A 16,785-nucleotide genomic window follows, 5' to 3' on the forward strand; every position below is an offset into this window, starting at 1 on the left:
CTCCGTCCGAGCAACGTGGGGCGGCGCGCGCCCGCATTTTCTGAAGAAACGGCTCTGACGGGGCCGAGCTTGCGGAGTGAGTTGATGATGCTGATGGAAGAAACCTCGGTTCCGGACGCCGCGCTGCCGGTGGAGCAGTTCAAGGCGCATTTGCGATTGGGCTCCGGGTTTGCCGAGGACAATGTTCAGGACGAGGTGTTGAAGGGGTTTCTGCGGGCCGCCATCGCGGCGATCGAAGCGCGGACCGGCAAAGTCCTGATCGAGCGGATGTTCTCCTGGAGCCTGAACGGGTGGCGGAACCGGAGCGGCGAGGTGCTGCCCGTCGCGCCGGTGCAGAGCGTGGCTTCGGTGACGCTGACGGACGCGGCCGGCCAGGAGGTCGTCGTGGATGCGGCCGCCTACCGGCTGGAGCGCGACGGGCAGCGCCCGCGATTGCGCCCGACGGCGACGTGCCTGCCGGCGGTGACGACCGGAGGGTCGGTCAAGATCACCTTTTTCGCCGGGATGGCCGCCGACTGGGGCGGGCTGCCGGCGGATCTGGGGCAAGCGGTGCTGCTGCTGGCGGCGCATTACTACGAATACCGCGACGAGACGGCGCTTGGGGATGGCTGCATGCCCTTCGGCGTGACCAGCCTGATCCAGCGGTATCGCATGGTGCGCTTTGGCGCGGGGGTGGTGCAATGAAGGCCCCGCGACTGAGCCGCAGGCTGGTTCTGGAGGCGCCGGTACGGATTGCCGACGGTGGAGGGGGCTTTGCCGAAGACTGGCAGGCCGTCGGCACGCTCTGGGCCGAGGTGACCGCCCGCAGCGGGTCCGAGCGGCAGGTGGCCGGCGTGCCGGTTTCGCGCGTCAGTCACCGCATCGTGGTGCGGGGCGCGCCCGAGGGGTCGCCGATGCGCCCGACGCCAAACCAGAGGTTTCGGGACGGATCCCGGATCTTTGCGGTTCGCGCGGTGAGCGAGCGCGACCCGGCTGGGCGTTACTTGGTCTGTTTCGCCGACGAGGAGGTGGCGGCATGAGTTACGCGGTTTCGGCGGCGCTTCAGGAAGCGGTGTTCCAGTGTTTGTCGGCAAATGCCGAAGTCCAGGCCCTGTCGGGCGGCGCGATACATGATGCCGTGCCCTCGGGGGCGGTGCCCCGGACCTATGTGGCGCTGGGGCCGGAAGAGGCGCGCGAGGCGTCCGACGGGACCGGCACCGGTGCGCTGCACCGGTTCACGATTTCCGTGGTCACGGATGCGGCGGGCTTTTCGACGGCCAAGACGCTGGCCGGGGCGGTATGCGACGCGCTGCTGGCGGCGCCGCTGATCCTGTCGCGGGGCCGGCTGGTGGGGCTGTGGTTCGAGCGGGCCTCGGCCCGGCGCACCGGAACGGGCGGCGCGATCCGCCAGATCGACCTGAGATTCCGCGCCCGCGTGGAAGACGACTGAGCAATCAATATTCGGAGAAAAGACATGGGTGCCCAGAACGGTAAGGACCTGCTGGTCAAAGTGGACATGAATGGCAGCGGTCTGTTCGAGACCATCGCGGGGCTGCGCGCCACGCGGATCAGCTTCAACGCGGAAAGCGTGGACGTGACCAGCCTGGAAAGCCAGGGCGGCTGGCGCGAGCTGCTGTCGGGGGCGGGGGTCAAGTCGGCCTCGATTTCCGGATCGGGCGTGTTCAAGGACGCCGGCACGGATGAACGCGCGCGGCAGCTGTTCTTTGACGGCGAAACGCCCGCCTTCCAGGTGATCATCCCCGATTTCGGCATCGTCGAGGGCCCGTTCCAGGTCACGGGGATCGAGTATGCCGGCTCGCACAACGGCGAGGCGACCTATGAGATGAGCCTGGCCAGCGCCGGCGCCCTGACCTTCGTGGCGTTGTGATGGCCAATCCGTGGGCGGGTGAGGTGGCGCTGACCATCGACGGTCAGCGCCGGGTGCTCAAGCTGACGCTGGGGGCGTTGGCCGAGTTGGAGCAGGACCTGGGTGCGGGGTCGCTGGTGGAACTGGTGCAGCGGTTCGAGGGCGGTGCCTATTCCAGCGGCGACGTGCTGGCGCTGATCGTGGCGGGCCTGCGGGGCGGCGGAGCGGATGTGACCCGCGCCGAGATGCTGCGGGCCGAGATCGAGGGCGGGCCGATGGCCGCGGCACGGGCGGCGGCGGAATTGCTGGCGCGGGCCTTCATGGTGCCGGGCGAGCCATGAGCGGGTTCGACTGGCCCGCGCTGATGCGGGCGGGGCTGTCGGGGCTGCGGCTGACGCCGGATCAGTTCTGGAACCTGACCCCGGCGGAGTTCCGACTAATGCTGGGGCAGGGGGCGGGTTCCGTGCCGATGGACCGGGCGGGGCTGGATGCGCTTCTGGCCGCGTATCCCGACAGGACGAAAGGAGAGAGCGATGGCGGAGCATGACGGGTTCGATGACCTGCAATACAGGGGAGAGGCGCTTGGAGATGCCCTGGGGGACGCGGCGGCCATGGCAGCGGGGTTCGACGCCGAATTGCGGCGCGTCCGGGCGGCCTTCGCCGAAACCGGCAAGGATGTCGCGACGTTGGAGCGGGGGTTGTCCAAGGGGCTGCGGCGGGCCTTTGACGGTGTGGTCTTTGACGGGATGAAACTGTCGGACGCGCTGGAAACCGTTGCGCGCTCGATGATCCAGACCACCTATTCGGCTGCGATCAAGCCCGTGACGGATCATTTCGGCGGGGTGCTGGCCAAGGGTGTGGGCTCTCTTGTCCAGGGCATTTTGCCCTTTGCCGACGGCGGCAGCTTTTCCCAGGGGCGGGTGATGCCCTTTGCCAATGGCGGTGTCATCAGCGGGCCCACGACCTTTCCCATGCGGGGCGGGATCGGGTTGATGGGCGAGGCGGGCCCCGAGGCGATCATGCCGCTGGCGCGCGGGCCGGACGGCAAGCTGGGGGTGCGCAACTCGGGCGGGGGGCGCGCGGTCAACGTGGTGATGAACATCACGACGCCGGACGTGCAGGGCTTCCGCCGCAGCCAGGGGCAGATCGCCGCCCAGATGAGCCGTGCCCTGGGGCGCGGCAGCCGCAACCGATAAATCAGAGAGAAAGCCATGAATTTTCACGAGGTGAGGTTTCCCGCCAATCTGAGCTTTGGGTCGGTGGGTGGGCCCGAGAGGCATACCGACATCGTCACGCTGGCCAATGGCTATGAAGAGCGCAACACGCCCTGGGCCCATTCGCGCCGGCGCTATGACGCGGGGCTGGGGATGCGGTCTCTGGACGATGTGGAGACCCTGATTTCGTTCTTCGAGGCGCGGCGCGGGCAGATGTTCGGGTTCCGCTGGAAGGACTGGTCGGATTTCAAATCGGGCGCGGCTTCGGCCGAGATACGCTTTGACGATCAGGTAATCGCGCGGGGCGACGGGGCCACGACGGTGTTCCAGCTGATCAAGACCTATGCCTCGGGCGGGTTCAGCTATGAGCGGCCCATCGTGAAGCCGGTCTTGGGCACGGTCCGCGTGGGCGTCGAGCAGGACGAGATGAAGGAGGGCGTGGATTACGAGGTGGACCTGACCAAGGGGTTGATCACCTTTGCCAATCCGCCCGTCGAAGACGCTCAGATCACCGCCGGGTTCGAGTTCGACGTGCCGGTGCGCTTTGACACCGACCGGATCCAGGTCAGCGTGGCCAGTTTCCAGGCCGGCGACGTGCCCAATGTTCCGGTCGTGGAGGTGCGGGTCTGATGGCGGGGATGAGCGAGGCGTTTCGCGCCCATGTGGAAACCGGGCTGACCACGATCTGCCGCTGCTGGGCGATCACGCGGGCCGATGGCGTGACCTATGGTTTCACGGATCATGATCTGGACATGGCCTTCGAGGGGGTGACCTTCAGGGCGAATACGGGGCTGACGGCCATGGCGCTGGAACAATCGACGGGTCTGTCGATCGACAACAGCGAGGCCATGGGCGTGCTGTCGGACGCGGCCGTGACCGAGGAAGACATCGAGGCCGGCCGTTTCGACGGCGCCGAGGTGCGCGCCTGGCTGGTCAACTGGGCCAAGCCGGATGAGCGGTGGTTGCAGTTCCGGGGCTCGATCGGGGAATTGCGCAGGTCCGGTGGAGCGTTTCACGCCGAGATCCGCGGGTTGACGGATGCCCTGAACCAGCCGCAGGGGCGGATCTATCAGAAGCCCTGCACGGCGGTTCTGGGGGATGGGAACTGCCGGTTCGACCTGTCTCGGCCGGGATACTCGGCCGAGATCGATCTGCTTTGGTCCGAGGATGGTCGTGCGTTCTATTTCGAAGGGCTCCAGGGGTTTGAGCCGGGGTGGTTCCAGCGCGGGCGCCTGACGGTCGAGGGCGGCAAGGCCCAGGGGCTGTGGGGTGTCATCAAGGACGATTTTTTCGAAGGCGATTACAGGGTCGTCGAGCTGTGGCAAGCCATTCCCGGCGGGATCGCCGGAGGCGACCGGATCAAGCTGGAAGCCGGTTGCGACAAGCGGACGGAAACCTGTCGGCTGAAGTTCAACAACTTCCTCAACTTCCAGGGCTTTCCCGATCTGCCCAGCGAAGACTGGGCAATGGCCGTGCCGAAGAAGAGCGGCGCGAACAAGGGGGGCAGTCGGAGATGACGATAGCCCGTGAGCAAATCGTGGAGGCGGCCCGGGCATGGCTGGGAACGCCCTATAGGCATCAGGCGTCGGTGCGTGGCGCGGGGGCTGATTGCCTGGGCCTGTTGCGGGGCGTGTGGCGCGAGCTGGTCGGCGATGAGCCCGAGGCAGTACCGGCCTACAGCATGGACTGGTCCGAGCCTCAGGGTGAGGAACGGATGTGGGCGGCGGCGCGGCGGCATCTGGTCGAGAAGGACCTGACCGGCCTCGCACCGGGCGACGTGCTGCTGTTCAGGATGCGGGCACACGCGGTGGCCAAGCATGTGGGGATCGTCTCGGCGGTCGGAGAGGCCCCGCGCTTCATCCATGCCTATTCCGGGCGCGGCGTGGTCGAGAACTCGCTGAGCGAGCCCTGGAGACAGCGCATCGTCGCGCGGTTCGAATTTCCCTTGGAGGTGATCTGATGGCAACCATACTCTTGTCGGCGGCGGGCGCGGCAATCGGAGGCTCGATCGGCGGAACGGTGGCCGGGCTGTCCACCGCCGTCATCGGACGGGCGGTCGGCGCGACGCTGGGCAGTGTCATCGACCGGAAACTGCTGGACCAGCGGGTGATGGGCGGCGGCAGTGAGGTCGTCGAAACCGGCAAGATGGACCGGTTCCGCCTGACAGAAACGGGTGAGGGCGCGCCGGTCGCGACGGTCTATGGGCGGATGCGCGTGGGCGGGCAGGTCATCTGGGCCTCGGATTTTCTGGAAACCACGACGACCACGGTCAGCGAAACCGGCGGTGGCGGCGGTGGCGGAAAGGGCGCGCCGCGTCAGCCGACGGTCACGACGACCACCACGAGCCACAGCTACTCGATTTCGCTGGCCATCGCGGTCGGCGCGGGTGAGATCGCGGGGGTCACCCGCGTCTGGGCGGATGGCGAGGAAATCCCCTATGCCGATCTGAACATGCGCGTCTATCGCGGCACCGCGACCCAGCTGCCCGATCCTCTGATCGAGGCGATCGAGGGGGCGGGGACCGTTCCGGCCTATCGCGGGACGGCCTATGTGGTGATCGAGGATCTGCAGTTGGAGCGGTTCGGCAACCGGGTGCCGCAGTTTTCCTTCGAGGTCGTCCGGCCGGAGCAGAAGGGCCTGCCGGATTATTCCGAGCGTCTGCCGAAGATCGTCAAGGGCGTCGCCCTGATGCCGGGAACGGGGGAGTATTCGCTGGCGACGACGCAGGTGAACTATTCCAACGGCCCCGGCAGCCATTGGGCGGCGAACTCGAACGCGCCGTCGGGCAAGACGGATTTCCTGACCTCGATGGATCAGCTGGAGACCGAGCTGCCCGGTGTCGGCGCGGCCTCGTTGATCGTGTCGTGGTTCGGCAGCGATCTGCGCTGCAACACGTGCCAGATCCGGCCCAAGGTCGAGCGGGCCAATGTCGATGGCGCGAACATGCCTTGGCGCGTAGCGGGGCAGACGCGGGCCACCGCGCCTGAAATCGCCCGGGTCGATGGCCGCCCGATCTACGGGGGCACCCCGGCAGACGCGGCGGTGGTCGAGGCGATCCGGCATCTGAAGACATCGGGCAAGCGGGTGATGTTCTATCCGTTCATCCTGATGGAGCAGCTGGAGGGCAACGGGCTGCCCGACCCCTGGTCGGACGCGGACAGCCAGCCGCATCTGCCGTGGCGGGGCCGGATCACCCTGAGCGTCGCGCCGGGGCGCAGCGGCTCTCCGGACGGGACGGCAACGGCCGATGCGCAGGTGGCGAGTTTCTTTGGCACGGCCTCGGCCTCGGATTTCCAGGTGGGTGATGGGGTCGTCACCTACAACGGCCCCGATGAGTGGGGTCTGCGAAGGTTCATCCTGCACTATGCCGCGCTGTGCGCTGCGGCGGGCGGGGTCTCGGCCTTTTGCATCAGTTCCGAGATGCGCTCGCTGACGCAGATCCGGGGCGCCTCGGGCTTTCCGGCTGTGGCGCAGCTGCGGGCGTTGGCGGCCGAGGTGCGGGCGCTGCTGGGGCCGCAGACCAGGATCGGCTATGCGGCCGACTGGTCGGAATATTTCGGCTATCAGCCGCAGGACGGCAGCAACGACCGGTATTTCCACCTCGACCCGCTTTGGGCCGACGACAATATCGACTTCGTGGGCATCGACAACTACATGCCTCTGTCCGACTGGCGCGATGGGGACGAACATCTGGACGCCAAGTCCGGGGCCGAGTCGATCTATGACCTGTCCTATCTGCGTGGAAACATCGAAGGCGGCGAGGGGTATGACTGGTACTACCATTCGCAGGAGGCGGCGGATGCGCAGATCCGCACGCCGATCGAGGATCGCGAGCACGGCGAACACTGGATCTGGCGCTACAAGGACCTGCGCAACTGGTGGTCAAAGACCCATCACGAGAGGATCGGTGGGATCCGTCAGCCCGACCCCACCGCGTGGGTGCCCAGGTCAAAGCCGATCTGGTTCACCGAACTGGGATGCGCGGCGATCGACAAGGGCACCAACCAGCCGAACAAGTTTCTCGATCCGAAATCCTCGGAATCGACCCTGCCGAAATACTCGGACGGATCGCGCGACGACCTGATCCAGGCGCAGTATCTCAAGGCGGTGCTGGGGTATTGGGACGACCCTGAAAACAACCCGGTCTCGCCGCTTTACGGCGGGCGGATGATCGATATGTCCAACGCCTATGTCTGGGCGTGGGACGCGCGCCCGTTCCCGGACTTTCCGAACCGCCGTGGATTGTGGAGCGACGGTGTGAACCAGGCGCGTGGTCACTGGCTGAACGGGCGCTCGGGCAGCCGTTCGCTGGCCTCGGTCGTCACCGAGATCTGCCATCGGTCCGGGGTGACGGCGCTGGACGTGTCGCAGCTGTGGGGCACGGTGCGGGGCTATGCGGTCGAGGACGTCTCGGACGCCCGGTCGCAGCTGCAACCGCTGATGCTGCGCTATGGGTTCGACGCTATCGAGCGGGACGGGGTGCTGCAGTTCCGGATGAGGGACGGACGCCGCGAGACTGTTCTGGAACCTGACCAGTTCGCCAGAAGCACCGAGATGGAGGGCACGGTCGAATACCGCCGCGAGGCCGAAGCGGAAATGACCGGGCGGGTTCGGCTACGCTTCGTGCAGTCGGATGCCGACCACGACATCGTGGCCGAAGAGGCGGTTCTGGGCGACACCGAGACACATGCGGTCGCCGGAAACGAGATGCCGCTGTCGATGACGCGGGCCGAAGGCCGACAGACGGTGGAACGCTGGCTGAGCGAGGCGCGCGTTTCGCGCGAGACGGCCCGCTTTGCCCTGCCGCCCTCGTTGATGGCGCTGGGCGCGGGGGATGTGGTGCGCCTGCCGGGGGCCGATGGCGCTGCCGGTCAGCTCTACCGCATCGACAGGATCGAGCAGGCCGAGATGCAGATCGCCGAGGCGGTGCGGATCGAGCCGAATGTCTACCAGCCGGTGGATATTCCTCTGGATCAGGTCAGCGTGAAGCCATTCGTCGCGCCGACGCCCGTCTTGCCGGTGTTTCTGGACCTGCCGCTGATCACCGGCGACGAGGCCCCACACGCCCCTTACCTTGCAGTTTCGGCCGAGCCCTGGCCGGGGACCGTCGCGGTTTACCGCTCGGACAACGACGAGGACTACGCGCTGGGCGAGATCATCGCGGAGCGCGCGGTGATCGGGTTTACCGAGACCGCCCTGCCGCGCGCGTCCGCGGGGCTGTGGGACGAGGGGCCGGCCTTGCAGGTCAAGCTGATTTCGGGGGCGCTGGAATCCCGCACGCGGGATGCGGTTCTGAACGGGGCCAACCTGGCCGCGATCGGGGACGGGACGCCCGGAAACTGGGAGCTGTTCCAGTTTAGCGTGGCCGATCTGGTGGCGCCGGAGGTCTACGCCCTTTCCGGACGTTTGCGCGGACAGCTGGGAAGCGACGCGCTGATGCCCGATGTCTGGCCTGCGGGCTCGATGTTCGTTCTGCTGGATGCGCGGGTCGTCCAGACCGGCCTGACGCGATCGGAGCGCCGGGTGGCCAAGCATTATCGCATCGGTCCGGCAAGGCGTGGTTATGACGACCCGTCCTATACCCATTTGATCGAGGCATTCGATGGCAACGGCTTGCGACCGTATTCCCCGGTGCATCTGACGGCCAAGACGGATGCGAGCGGGACCGTGTTTTCCTGGGTCCGGCGCACGCGGATTGACGGGGACGGCTGGGGCGGTCTGGACGTTCCGCTGGGCGAGGAAAGCGAGACCTACCTTCTGCGCGTCCGGCAGGGCGGCAGCATCCTCCGCGAGGTGGCGCTGGCCGCGCCGAATTGGACATATGCGGCCAGCGCGCAGGCAGCGGACGGGATCGTCGGGGCCTACGAGGTCGAAGTGGCGCAGGTTTCGGCGGCCTACGGGCCGGGGCCGTTTGCCTCCGTCGCGGTCGGGTAATCGCCCCATGCGTCCGGTTCTGCACGGAGATGTCAGCTCGGCGGCGCGGGCCCTGCTATGGGCACCGCCCGACGAGCGCGAGGGCCTGTGCCTGCGCATGATCGAAGAGGCCGAGGCTGCCGACCGTCATGTGATCGCGACGGGCAGGGTGCATCCGCAGTTCGGAAACGGCTCGCTGATGTCGGCGGCCCGCAAGCGGCCGCTGGCGGACGAGCCGAGTTTCGACGATCTGCACTATTGCAGTTGCTTCGAAATGGTTCTGCGCCTGCTGATCCAGTCCAGGCTCAGCCCGATGCGCAGCTGACGCAGCGGCTGGCGGCGAGGTCGAGTTCCAGGCGACCACGCGCGATTTCCTCGCCGCAATCCTCGCAATAGCCGTATTCGCCCTCGGCGATGCGGTCCAGCGCGGCCCTCAGGCGTCTTGCCTCGAGGTCGCGTCGGGCCTGCTGCGCCTGTGCCATGGCCTGGTTCTGCAGCGCGTCCATCCTGCTGAGACGGCCCACGGCCTGTTGATCCAGCTCGACAATGGAACGGGCCTCGCGCCCGGCCTCGGACCCCTGTTCCAGTTCGGCCAGTTTCGCGCGGATCAAGTGCTCGAAATGGTTCAGTGCAGTCTCATTCATTCCCGTTGTGTCGCGTATCAGGGGTTTGCGTTTGGCAATTTGAGGTCTAGATGGGTATTCTATGCCCAGCAAAGGACGAAACGCCATGGCTGAAACGCGCAGAAAACTGAGTACCGTGGACCCCGTGTGGGATCGGATCACCATCGAGGCCCAGGCGGCCGTCGAGACAGAGCCGCTGATGGGGGGGCTGGTCCATGCCTGCATCCTGCATCACAAGAGCCTCGAGCGGGCGCTGTCCTACCGCATTTCTGCCAAGCTGTGTTCGAACGAGATGTCGATGATGGTCCTGCGGGAGATCGTCGAAGAGGCCTATGCCAAGGATTCAAGCCTGATCGAGGCGGCGCGGGCCGATCTGATGGCCGTTTACGAACGCGATCCGGCCTGCCACCGGCTGCTGCAGCCGATTCTCTATTTCAAGGGCTACCAGGCGATGCAGGCCTATCGAGTCGCGCATTGGCTGTGGACGCAAGGCCGCCACGACCTGGCCTATTTCTTCCAGATGCGCAGTTCCGAGATCTTCGGAATCGACATCCATCCGGCGGCGCGGATCGGCAAGGGCATCATGATCGACCACGCCCATTCCATCGTGATCGGTGAAACGGCGGTCGTGGGCGACAATGTCTCGATGCTGCATTCGGTGACGCTGGGCGGCACCGGCAAGGAAGAAGAGGACCGCCACCCCAAGATCGGCGATGGCGTGCTGATCGGGGCGGGGGCCAAGGTTCTGGGCAACATCAAGGTTGGCAATTGCAGCCGGATCGCGGCCGGATCGGTGGTTCTGTCCGAAGTGCCGCCCTGCAAGACGGTAGCCGGCATCCCGGCAAAGGTCGTCGGCGAAGCCGGATGTGATCAGCCTTCGGTTCAGATGGACCAGACCCTCCGGAGCTGAGCCGGTATTTTCTGCGGACAACTTTCAAGGAAATCCTTGCTCTGGCGCGAGCAGGGATTTTCTGTCATATTCTAGGCATTGAATATTACCGGCTTTTGCCGGATCGTTTTGACAGGAGAACATGATGAAAGCACTTTCCGTTCTGACCGCAGCGGCGCTGGCTGTGTCAGGAAATCTTGCGATGGCGCAGGACAAGGCTGCGCTGGCCGAAGAGGGCAAGGCCCTGATGCAGGAGTTTGGCGGAGCGTTGAAGGCCGAGCTGCAGGCGGCGATGAAGTCGGGCGGGCCGGTTGACGCGATTGCCGTGTGCAACGTGAAGGCCCCGATGATCGCGGAAAAGGTTTCCAAGGAAAGCGGCTGGACCGTGGCCCGGTCCAGCCACAAGCTGCGCAATCCCAAGAATGCGCCGGATGATTACACGGCGGCTGCCATCGAGGAATTCCTGAAACGGCAGGAAAGCGGCGAAAAGGCAGACCAACTGGTCAAGGCCGAGATCGTGGAAGAGGACGGCCAGCAGGTCTTTCGCATGGTCAAGGCCATTCCGACCGGCGAGGTTTGTCTTGCCTGTCACGGCGGAGACAACGTGGAGCCGCCGGTCGTCGAGGCGCTGGCCGAGCTTTACCCAGAGGACAAGGCGCGCGGGTTCGAAATGGGTCAGATGCGGGGTGTGTTCACGCTCCGCAAGCCACTGAATTGATTTATGAAAAAAAAGGGGCGCTGGACGGCGCCCCTTTTCCGTTGGTTGATTTCGAGATCAGGCCAGCATGACCATCGGGTTTTCAAGGTTGTCCACGATGGCCTGCAGTAACTGAGCCCCAAGCGCGCCGTCGATCACCCGGTGATCCACCGACATCGTGACGGACATGACGGTGGCCACGGTCAGTTCTCCGTCCTCGCCCACGACCGGCTTCTTGGCGCCGGTGCCGACGGCCAGGATGCCCGCGTGCGGCGGGTTCACGATGGCGTCGAAATTGTCGATGCCATACATGCCCAGGTTCGAGATCGCGAAGGTGCCGCCCTGGTATTCATGCGGGGCCAGCTTGCGCTCGCGGGCGCGGGCGGCGAGATCCTTCATCTCGGTCGAGAGCGCGGACAGCGACTTGCTGTCGGCATCCTGCAGGACCGGGGTGAACAGGCCGCCTTCGATCGCCACGGCCACGGCCACGTCCGAGGGTTTCAGCTGCAGCACCCGGTCGCCCGCCCAGACGGCGTTGCACTCGGGCACCTGCTGCAGCGCGTTGGCGACGGCCTTGATGATGAAGTCGTTGACGCTCAGCTTCACGCCGCGGGATTCCAGCTGCTTGTTCAGCTGGCTGCGGAACTTCAGCAGCGCGTCCAGCTTGATGTCGCGGCGCAGGTAGAAATGCGGGATGGTCTGTTTGGCCTCGGCCAGACGGGCGGCGATGGTCTTGCGCATGCCATCCAGCTTGACCTCCTCGTACGCGCGGCCTTCATACATGCGGGCCACCATGTCGGCCGAGGGGCCGGCGGGGGCTGCGACAGGGGCCGGTGCGGCGGTTGCCGCAGCGGCCGGTGCCGGTGCCATGGCCGGAGTTGCGGTCGCACCTTCGACATCCGCCTTGACGATACGGCCATGCGGACCCGAGCCCTTGATCTGCGCCAGGTCCAGTCCTTTCTGCGCGGCGATCCGGCGCGCCAGCGGCGAGGCGAAGATGCGCCCGCCATCGGCCTTGACCGGTGCCGCCGGTGCCGGGGCAGGGGCGGGCGCCTCGGATGCCGCGGGGGCGGCAGCCTCGTTGCCCGCGTCGGCTGCGGGGGCAGCCTCGGGCGCCTTGGCCGGGGTTGCGGCGATGTCGTCGGCGCTTTCGCCTTCTTCCAGCAGCACGGCGATGGGGGTGTTGACCTTGACCCCCTCGGTGCCCTCGGGGATCAGGATCTTGCCGACGATGCCTTCATCGACGGCTTCGAACTCCATCGTGGCCTTGTCGGTCTCGATCTCGGCCAGCAGGTCACCCGAGGAGACGGTGTCGCCTTCCTTGACCAGCCATTTGGCGAGCGTGCCTTCCTCCATGGTCGGCGAAAGGGCGGGCATCAGGATTTCGGTGGGCATCTGTCAGTCGCTCCTTACCGATAGGTCACTTGTTTGACGGCGGCGATCACCTCGTCGGTGGTTACCAGCGCCAGTTTTTCCAGGTTCGCGGCATAGGGCATGGGCACATCCTTGCCGGTGCAGTTGATGACGGGCGCGTCGAGATAGTCGAACGCTTCTTGCATCACCACCGAGCTGATGTAGCTGCCGACCGAGCCCTGCGGCCAGCCTTCCTCGACCGTGACAAGGCGGTTGGTCTTCATCACAGAGTTGATGATGGTGCCGGTGTCCATCGGGCGCAGGGTGCGCAGGTCGATCACTTCGGCGCTGATGCCGTCCTCGGCCAGCTTGTCGGCGGCTTCGAGCGCGTATTGCATGCCGATGCCGAAGCTGACGATGGTCACGTCGGTGCCTTCGCGCCAGATGCGGGCCTTGCCCAGCGGCACGGTCAGGTCATCGACCTGCGGCACGTCAAAGGACCGGCCGTAGAGGATTTCGTTTTCCAGGAAGATCACCGGGTTGGGATCGCGGATCGCTGATTTCAGCAGGCCCTTGGCGTCTGCGGCCGAGTAGGGCATCGCCACCTTCAGGCCGGGGATCTGCATGTACCAGGCGGCATAGTCCTGGCTGTGCTGTGCGGCCACGCGCGCCGCTGCGCCGTTGGGGCCGCGGAACACGATCGGACAGCCCATCTGACCGCCGGACATGTAAAGCGTCTTGGCGGCCGAGTTTATGATCTGGTCGATTGCCTGCATCGCGAAGTTGAAGGTCATGAACTCGACGATCGGCTTCAGCCCGCCAAAGGCAGACCCCACGGCGATGCCGGCAAAGCCGTGCTCGGTGATCGGCGTGTCGATCACGCGCTGGGCGCCGAATTCGTCCAGCAGACCCTGAGAGACCTTGTAGGCGCCCTGATACTCGGCGACTTCCTCGCCCATCAGGTAGACGTCCTCGTCGCTGCGCATCTCTTCGGCCATCGCGTCGCGCAAGGCTTCGCGGACGGTCTGTTGTTTCATCGGCGCGTCGGCCGGCCAGTCGGGCGAGAGATCCACCACGGGCGCGGCCGGTGCCGCCGCAGGGGTGGGTGCGGGTGCCTCAACCGCCGCCGGCGCGGCGGCCTCGTTGCCCGCGTCGGCCGCGGGCGCAGCCGACGGCAGGGCGGAGACGTCTTCGCCCTCTTCGACCAGCACGGCGATGGGGGTGTTCACCCGGACCCCTTCGGTGCCCTCGGGGATCAGGATCTTGCCGATGATGCCCTCATCAACGGCCTCGAACTCCATCGTCGCCTTGTCGGTTTCGATCTCGGCCAGAATGTCGCCGGAGTTTACGGTGTCGCCTTCCTTGACCAGCCACTTGGCAAGGGTGCCCTCTTCCATCGTGGGCGAGAGTGCAGGCATCAGAATTTCGGTTGCCATGTCTTGTTCGTCCTCTCAGGCGTAAATGTCGGTCCAGAGCTCTTCGACGGGCGGCTCGGGGCTTTCCTTGGCGAAATCGGCGGCCTTGTTGACGATCTCCTTGATCTCCTTGTCGATCGCCTTGAGGTCGTCCTCGGACGCGTGCTTGCCGGACAGCAGCAGTTCGCGCACATGTTCGATCGGGTCGCTCTGTTCGCGCACCTTCTGCACCTCTTCGCGGGTGCGGTACTTGGCCGGGTCCGACATCGAGTGGCCGCGATAGCGGTAGGTCTTGACCTCGAGGATGTAGGGGCCCTTGCCTGCGCGGCAGTGCGCCACGGCCTTTTCGCCGGCCTCCTTCACCGCCAGCACGTCCATGCCGTTGACGATTTCGCCGGGGATGCCGAACGCCTCGCCGCGGTGGTAGATGTCCTTGGTCGAGGTCGAGCGCGACTGCGCCGTGCCCATGGCGTACTGGTTGTTCTCGATGACGAAAACGACGGGCAGGTTCCACAGGGCGGCCATGTTGAAGGTTTCATAGACCTGGCCCTGGTTGGCCGCGCCATCGCCGAAATAGGTGAAGGTCACGCGGCCGTTGTCCTTGTACTTGTCGGCAAAGGCCAGACCCGCGCCCAGCGGCACCTGCGCGCCCACGATGCCGTGGCCGCCATAGAAATGCTTTTCCTTCGAGAACATGTGCATCGAGCCGCCCTTGCCCTTGGACAGGCCGCCGATGCGCCCGGTGAGTTCGGCCATCACGCCGCCCGGGTCCATGCCGCAGGCCAGCATGTGGCCGTGGTCGCGATACGAGGTGATGCGCTTGTCGCCGTCCTCGGCAGCGGCCTCGAGCCCGACGACGACGGCCTCTTGCCCGATATAGAGGTGGCAGAAGCCGCCGATCAGACCCATGCCATAGAGCTGACCTGCCTTTTCCTCGAATCGGCGGATCAGCAGCATTTCGCGGTAGTAATGTTTCAGCTCATCGGCCGAAACATTTGGTTTCTTTGAACTCTTTCGCGTGGCCATTGCGGCGCTCTCCCCCTTTCGGCAAGATAGTTTAGCGTTAAACTATCTCATAAACCATTTGCGCCGATCTGGCGAGAGGAAATGTGACGCAGCGTCGGGAGGGGCTGTTTCCGGCTCAGCGGATGACGATTTCGTCGGCGCGCAGCAGGCCTAGGACCGAGCGGGCCTGCTGGTCGAGAAGATCCAGATCCAGATAGGTATCGGACAGGCGAAGGGTCAGGTTTTCCATTTCGGCGATTTCGGCCTGCAGTTTTGCCAGGTCGCGCTCCAGGATGTCCCGTTCCGCTGCGATCTCGACCCTGCGGAACAGGCCGTAGTCGCCCTGCACGGCTGCGAAGGTGAAATACACACCCAGCATGAAAGCCACCGCAAAGAAGAGAATTGAGCCCACACCGGGCCGGTTGGAACGGGACACCTGGTTACTGCCGTATGAATACTGCCTCAATGAACGTGCCCTTGGCGGGCATCTGAAATCACTATGTCACAGGTGATTCGGCTTGTGAATCCCCAAAAGACACGCGGCGGGAAATTCCTTGCAATGAAACAGAAACGCCCCGTCGGAGGGGCGTTTCAAAGTGCCGTGACAGAGCGGCAGCCTTATTGTTCAAGCGCCGCGACGCCGGGCAGGGTCTTGCCTTCCATCCATTCCAGAAAGGCGCCGCCCGCGGTCGAGATATACGAGAAGTCACCGGCCGCACCCGAGGCGTTCAGCGCCGCGACGGTATCGCCGCCACCGGCGACCGAGGTCAGCTTGCCGGCGCGGGTCAGCGCGGCCGCCTTGAGGGCCGCGGCATTGGTGGCGGCGTCGAACGGCTCCAGCTCGAAAGCGCCCAGCGGGCCGTTCCAGATCAGCGTCTGGCTTTGTTCAAAGATCTTGACGATCTCGGCCACGCTTTCGGGGCCGGCGTCCAGGATCAGCCCGTCCTCGGGGCACTGGTCGGCGGGCAGGATCTCGTGCGGGGCGTGGGATTCGAACTTTTTCGCCACCACGATGTCCTTGGGCAGGACTATCTTGCAGCCCTTGCCCTCGGCCTTTTCCATGATCTCGGCGGCGGTGTCCTTCATGATGCGCTCGGCCAGCGACTTGCCGACCGGATAGCCCTTGGCCGCCAGGAAGGTGTTGGCCATTCCGCCACCGATCACGAGGTAGTCAACCTTCTCGATCAGGTTGCCCAGCAGTTCCAGCTTGGTCGAAACCTTGGCGCCACCGACAAGGGCGGTCACCGGGCGTTTCGGGTTGCCGAGCGCGCTTTCCAGCGCCTCGAGCTCGGCCTGCATCAGGCGGCCCGCGCAGGAGGGCAGCAGGTGGGCAATCGCCTCGGTCGAGCTGTGCGCCCGGTGCGCAGCGGAAAAGGCATCGTTGCAGTAGATGTCGCCCAAACGCGCCATTCCGGCGGCCAGTTCGGGGTCGTTCTTGGTTTCAGCGGCGTGGAAGCGGGTGTTCTCCAGCAGCAGAACCTCGCCCGGTTGCAGGGATTCCGCGGCCAGTTCCGCCGCCGGGCCGACGCAGTCGGCTGCAAACTGGACGGTGGTTTCGAAGGCGCGCTCCAGCGTGGGAATCAATTGTTTCAGCGACAGGTTCTCGCGGCGCTCGCCGCCGGGGCGGCCGAAATGCGCCAGCAGGATCGGCTTGCCGCCCGCGGCCAGAATGTCGCGAACGGTGGGCGCAATCCGCCGGATGCGGGTCGAGTCCGTTACCACGCCATCCACGATCGGCACGTTGATGTCCACGCGAACCAGCACCCGTTTGCCGTTCAGGTCCATGTCGTCCAGTGTTTTCCAGCCCATGCGCTTCGCTCCGCCGCTATT

At 65.6% G+C, this 16,785-nt stretch carries 20 protein-coding genes; 14 read left to right on the forward strand and 6 right to left on the reverse strand.

Annotation, left to right across the window (positions count from 1 at the left end):
* Nucleotides 1-84: 84 nt before the first annotated feature.
* From AVO45_RS09650 to AVO45_RS09705, 12 genes are read left to right on the forward strand one after another with little or no spacing between them, the layout of a single operon-like run.
* Complete coding sequence (locus AVO45_RS09650; protein WP_068346735.1) at nt 85-684, forward strand: head-tail connector protein; 600 nt, start codon at nt 85-87, stop codon at nt 682-684.
* Entirely contained in the window at nt 681-1,019 is a 339-nt protein-coding gene (locus AVO45_RS09655; RefSeq protein ID WP_068346328.1) for a head-tail adaptor protein, read from the forward strand. The genes AVO45_RS09650 and AVO45_RS09655 overlap by 4 nt, the downstream gene beginning before the upstream one ends.
* Complete coding sequence (locus AVO45_RS09660; RefSeq protein WP_068346331.1) at nt 1,016-1,429, forward strand: DUF3168 domain-containing protein; 414 nt, start codon at nt 1,016-1,018, stop codon at nt 1,427-1,429. Before AVO45_RS09655 ends, AVO45_RS09660 begins: the two co-directional genes overlap by 4 nt.
* A 24-nt stretch (nt 1,430-1,453) precedes the next feature.
* The gene (locus AVO45_RS09665) at nt 1,454-1,867 is read left to right on the forward strand and encodes a phage major tail protein, TP901-1 family (RefSeq protein ID WP_068346333.1); all 414 of its coding nucleotides are present in this window, start codon (nt 1,454-1,456) and stop codon (nt 1,865-1,867) included.
* Nucleotides 1,867-2,187 (forward strand): gene transfer agent family protein, encoded by a 321-nt coding sequence (locus AVO45_RS09670; RefSeq protein WP_068346336.1) that lies wholly within the window; start codon nt 1,867-1,869, stop codon nt 2,185-2,187. Before AVO45_RS09665 ends, AVO45_RS09670 begins: the two co-directional genes overlap by 1 nt.
* Nucleotides 2,184-2,393 carry a rcc01693 family protein gene (locus tag AVO45_RS09675; protein ID WP_068346339.1) on the forward strand — a complete coding sequence of 70 codons (210 nt, stop codon included), beginning with the start codon at nt 2,184-2,186 and terminating at the stop codon, nt 2,391-2,393. The genes AVO45_RS09670 and AVO45_RS09675 overlap by 4 nt, the downstream gene beginning before the upstream one ends.
* Nucleotides 2,380-3,042 carry a phage tail tape measure protein gene (locus AVO45_RS09680; RefSeq protein ID WP_068346342.1) on the forward strand — a complete coding sequence of 221 codons (663 nt, stop codon included), beginning with the start codon at nt 2,380-2,382 and terminating at the stop codon, nt 3,040-3,042. The genes AVO45_RS09675 and AVO45_RS09680 overlap by 14 nt, the downstream gene beginning before the upstream one ends.
* 15 nt (nt 3,043-3,057) lie before the next feature.
* Complete coding sequence (locus AVO45_RS09685; RefSeq protein ID WP_068346343.1) at nt 3,058-3,690, forward strand: DUF2460 domain-containing protein; 633 nt, start codon at nt 3,058-3,060, stop codon at nt 3,688-3,690.
* Entirely contained in the window at nt 3,690-4,577 is an 888-nt protein-coding gene (locus AVO45_RS09690; protein WP_068346345.1) for a DUF2163 domain-containing protein, read from the forward strand. Before AVO45_RS09685 ends, AVO45_RS09690 begins: the two co-directional genes overlap by 1 nt.
* Entirely contained in the window at nt 4,574-5,020 is a 447-nt protein-coding gene (locus tag AVO45_RS09695) for a C40 family peptidase (protein ID WP_068346347.1), read from the forward strand. The genes AVO45_RS09690 and AVO45_RS09695 overlap by 4 nt, the downstream gene beginning before the upstream one ends.
* On the forward strand, nt 5,020-8,994 hold the full coding sequence (locus AVO45_RS09700) for a baseplate multidomain protein megatron (RefSeq protein ID WP_068346349.1): 3,975 nt from the start codon (nt 5,020-5,022) through the stop codon (nt 8,992-8,994). The genes AVO45_RS09695 and AVO45_RS09700 overlap by 1 nt, the downstream gene beginning before the upstream one ends.
* Nucleotides 8,995-9,001: 7 nt before the next feature.
* Entirely contained in the window at nt 9,002-9,298 is a 297-nt protein-coding gene (locus AVO45_RS09705; RefSeq protein WP_068346351.1) for a DUF7742 family protein, read from the forward strand.
* On the opposite strand, the gene AVO45_RS09710 is transcribed toward AVO45_RS09705, so the two are convergent.
* Nucleotides 9,279-9,617: a TraR/DksA family transcriptional regulator gene (locus AVO45_RS09710; protein WP_068346353.1), complete on the reverse strand. Its 339-nt coding sequence runs from the start codon at nt 9,615-9,617 to the stop codon at nt 9,279-9,281. The genes AVO45_RS09705 and AVO45_RS09710 overlap by 20 nt on opposite strands.
* Nucleotides 9,618-9,702: 85 nt before the next feature.
* Between AVO45_RS09710 and cysE the strand changes: the two genes are divergently transcribed.
* Both cysE and AVO45_RS09720 read left to right on the forward strand, forming a co-directional pair.
* Complete coding sequence (cysE, locus tag AVO45_RS09715; RefSeq protein WP_068346356.1) at nt 9,703-10,506, forward strand: serine O-acetyltransferase; 804 nt, start codon at nt 9,703-9,705, stop codon at nt 10,504-10,506.
* Nucleotides 10,507-10,630: 124 nt separating this feature from the next.
* A complete protein-coding gene (locus AVO45_RS09720; protein ID WP_068346358.1) occupies nt 10,631-11,203 on the forward strand; it encodes a Tll0287-like domain-containing protein in 573 nt (190 codons plus the stop codon).
* A 57-nt stretch (nt 11,204-11,260) separates the two neighbouring features.
* Here AVO45_RS09720 and AVO45_RS09725 read toward each other — a convergent pair whose 3' ends face one another.
* The 5 genes from AVO45_RS09725 to AVO45_RS09745 all read right to left on the reverse strand — a co-directional run bounded on the left by AVO45_RS09725 (nt 11,261) and on the right by AVO45_RS09745 (nt 16,764).
* The gene (locus tag AVO45_RS09725) at nt 11,261-12,577 is read right to left on the reverse strand and encodes a pyruvate dehydrogenase complex dihydrolipoamide acetyltransferase (protein WP_068346360.1); all 1,317 of its coding nucleotides are present in this window, start codon (nt 12,575-12,577) and stop codon (nt 11,261-11,263) included.
* 14 nt (nt 12,578-12,591) lie between these two features.
* Nucleotides 12,592-13,971 (reverse strand): pyruvate dehydrogenase complex E1 component subunit beta, encoded by a 1,380-nt coding sequence (locus tag AVO45_RS09730; RefSeq protein WP_068346362.1) that lies wholly within the window; start codon nt 13,969-13,971, stop codon nt 12,592-12,594.
* A gap of 15 nt (nt 13,972-13,986) precedes the next feature.
* Nucleotides 13,987-14,976, reverse strand: coding sequence for a pyruvate dehydrogenase (acetyl-transferring) E1 component subunit alpha (gene pdhA / locus AVO45_RS09735; protein WP_068346364.1), 990 nt, complete (start codon nt 14,974-14,976; stop codon nt 13,987-13,989).
* 115 nt (nt 14,977-15,091) lie between these two features.
* On the reverse strand, nt 15,092-15,391 hold the full coding sequence (locus AVO45_RS09740; RefSeq protein WP_068346366.1) for an FtsB family cell division protein: 300 nt from the start codon (nt 15,389-15,391) through the stop codon (nt 15,092-15,094).
* A gap of 182 nt (nt 15,392-15,573) precedes the next feature.
* Nucleotides 15,574-16,764 (reverse strand): phosphoglycerate kinase, encoded by a 1,191-nt coding sequence (locus AVO45_RS09745; RefSeq protein WP_068346368.1) that lies wholly within the window; start codon nt 16,762-16,764, stop codon nt 15,574-15,576.
* Between the last annotated feature and the right edge of the window lie 21 nt (nt 16,765-16,785).

It is taken from the genome of Ruegeria marisrubri (genome assembly GCF_001507595.1).
Taxonomy (GTDB): Bacteria; Pseudomonadota; Alphaproteobacteria; order Rhodobacterales; family Rhodobacteraceae; genus Ruegeria; species Ruegeria marisrubri.

Bases quoted from the DNA above. Each gene is read 5' to 3' on its own strand.
- AVO45_RS09650 (WP_068346735.1), top strand. From the start codon at position 85: ATGATGCTGATGGAAGAAACCTCGGTTCCGGACGCCGCGCTGCCGGTG.
- AVO45_RS09655 (WP_068346328.1), top strand. From the start codon at position 681: ATGAAGGCCCCGCGACTGAGCCGCAGGCTGGTTCTGGAGGCGCCGGTA.
- AVO45_RS09660 (WP_068346331.1), top strand. From the start codon at position 1,016: ATGAGTTACGCGGTTTCGGCGGCGCTTCAGGAAGCGGTGTTCCAGTGT.
- AVO45_RS09665 (WP_068346333.1), top strand. From the start codon at position 1,454: ATGGGTGCCCAGAACGGTAAGGACCTGCTGGTCAAAGTGGACATGAAT.
- AVO45_RS09670 (WP_068346336.1), top strand. From the start codon at position 1,867: ATGGCCAATCCGTGGGCGGGTGAGGTGGCGCTGACCATCGACGGTCAG.
- AVO45_RS09675 (WP_068346339.1), top strand. From the start codon at position 2,184: ATGAGCGGGTTCGACTGGCCCGCGCTGATGCGGGCGGGGCTGTCGGGG.
- AVO45_RS09680 (WP_068346342.1), top strand. From the start codon at position 2,380: ATGGCGGAGCATGACGGGTTCGATGACCTGCAATACAGGGGAGAGGCG.
- AVO45_RS09685 (WP_068346343.1), top strand. From the start codon at position 3,058: ATGAATTTTCACGAGGTGAGGTTTCCCGCCAATCTGAGCTTTGGGTCG.
- AVO45_RS09690 (WP_068346345.1), top strand. From the start codon at position 3,690: ATGGCGGGGATGAGCGAGGCGTTTCGCGCCCATGTGGAAACCGGGCTG.
- AVO45_RS09695 (WP_068346347.1), top strand. From the start codon at position 4,574: ATGACGATAGCCCGTGAGCAAATCGTGGAGGCGGCCCGGGCATGGCTG.
- AVO45_RS09700 (WP_068346349.1), top strand. From the start codon at position 5,020: ATGGCAACCATACTCTTGTCGGCGGCGGGCGCGGCAATCGGAGGCTCG.
- AVO45_RS09705 (WP_068346351.1), top strand. From the start codon at position 9,002: ATGCGTCCGGTTCTGCACGGAGATGTCAGCTCGGCGGCGCGGGCCCTG.
- AVO45_RS09710 (WP_068346353.1), bottom strand. From the start codon at position 9,617: ATGAATGAGACTGCACTGAACCATTTCGAGCACTTGATCCGCGCGAAA.
- cysE (WP_068346356.1), top strand. From the start codon at position 9,703: ATGGCTGAAACGCGCAGAAAACTGAGTACCGTGGACCCCGTGTGGGAT.
- AVO45_RS09720 (WP_068346358.1), top strand. From the start codon at position 10,631: ATGAAAGCACTTTCCGTTCTGACCGCAGCGGCGCTGGCTGTGTCAGGA.
- AVO45_RS09725 (WP_068346360.1), bottom strand. From the start codon at position 12,577: ATGCCCACCGAAATCCTGATGCCCGCCCTTTCGCCGACCATGGAGGAA.
- AVO45_RS09730 (WP_068346362.1), bottom strand. From the start codon at position 13,971: ATGGCAACCGAAATTCTGATGCCTGCACTCTCGCCCACGATGGAAGAG.
- pdhA (WP_068346364.1), bottom strand. From the start codon at position 14,976: ATGGCCACGCGAAAGAGTTCAAAGAAACCAAATGTTTCGGCCGATGAG.
- AVO45_RS09745 (WP_068346368.1), bottom strand. From the start codon at position 16,764: ATGGGCTGGAAAACACTGGACGACATGGACCTGAACGGCAAACGGGTG.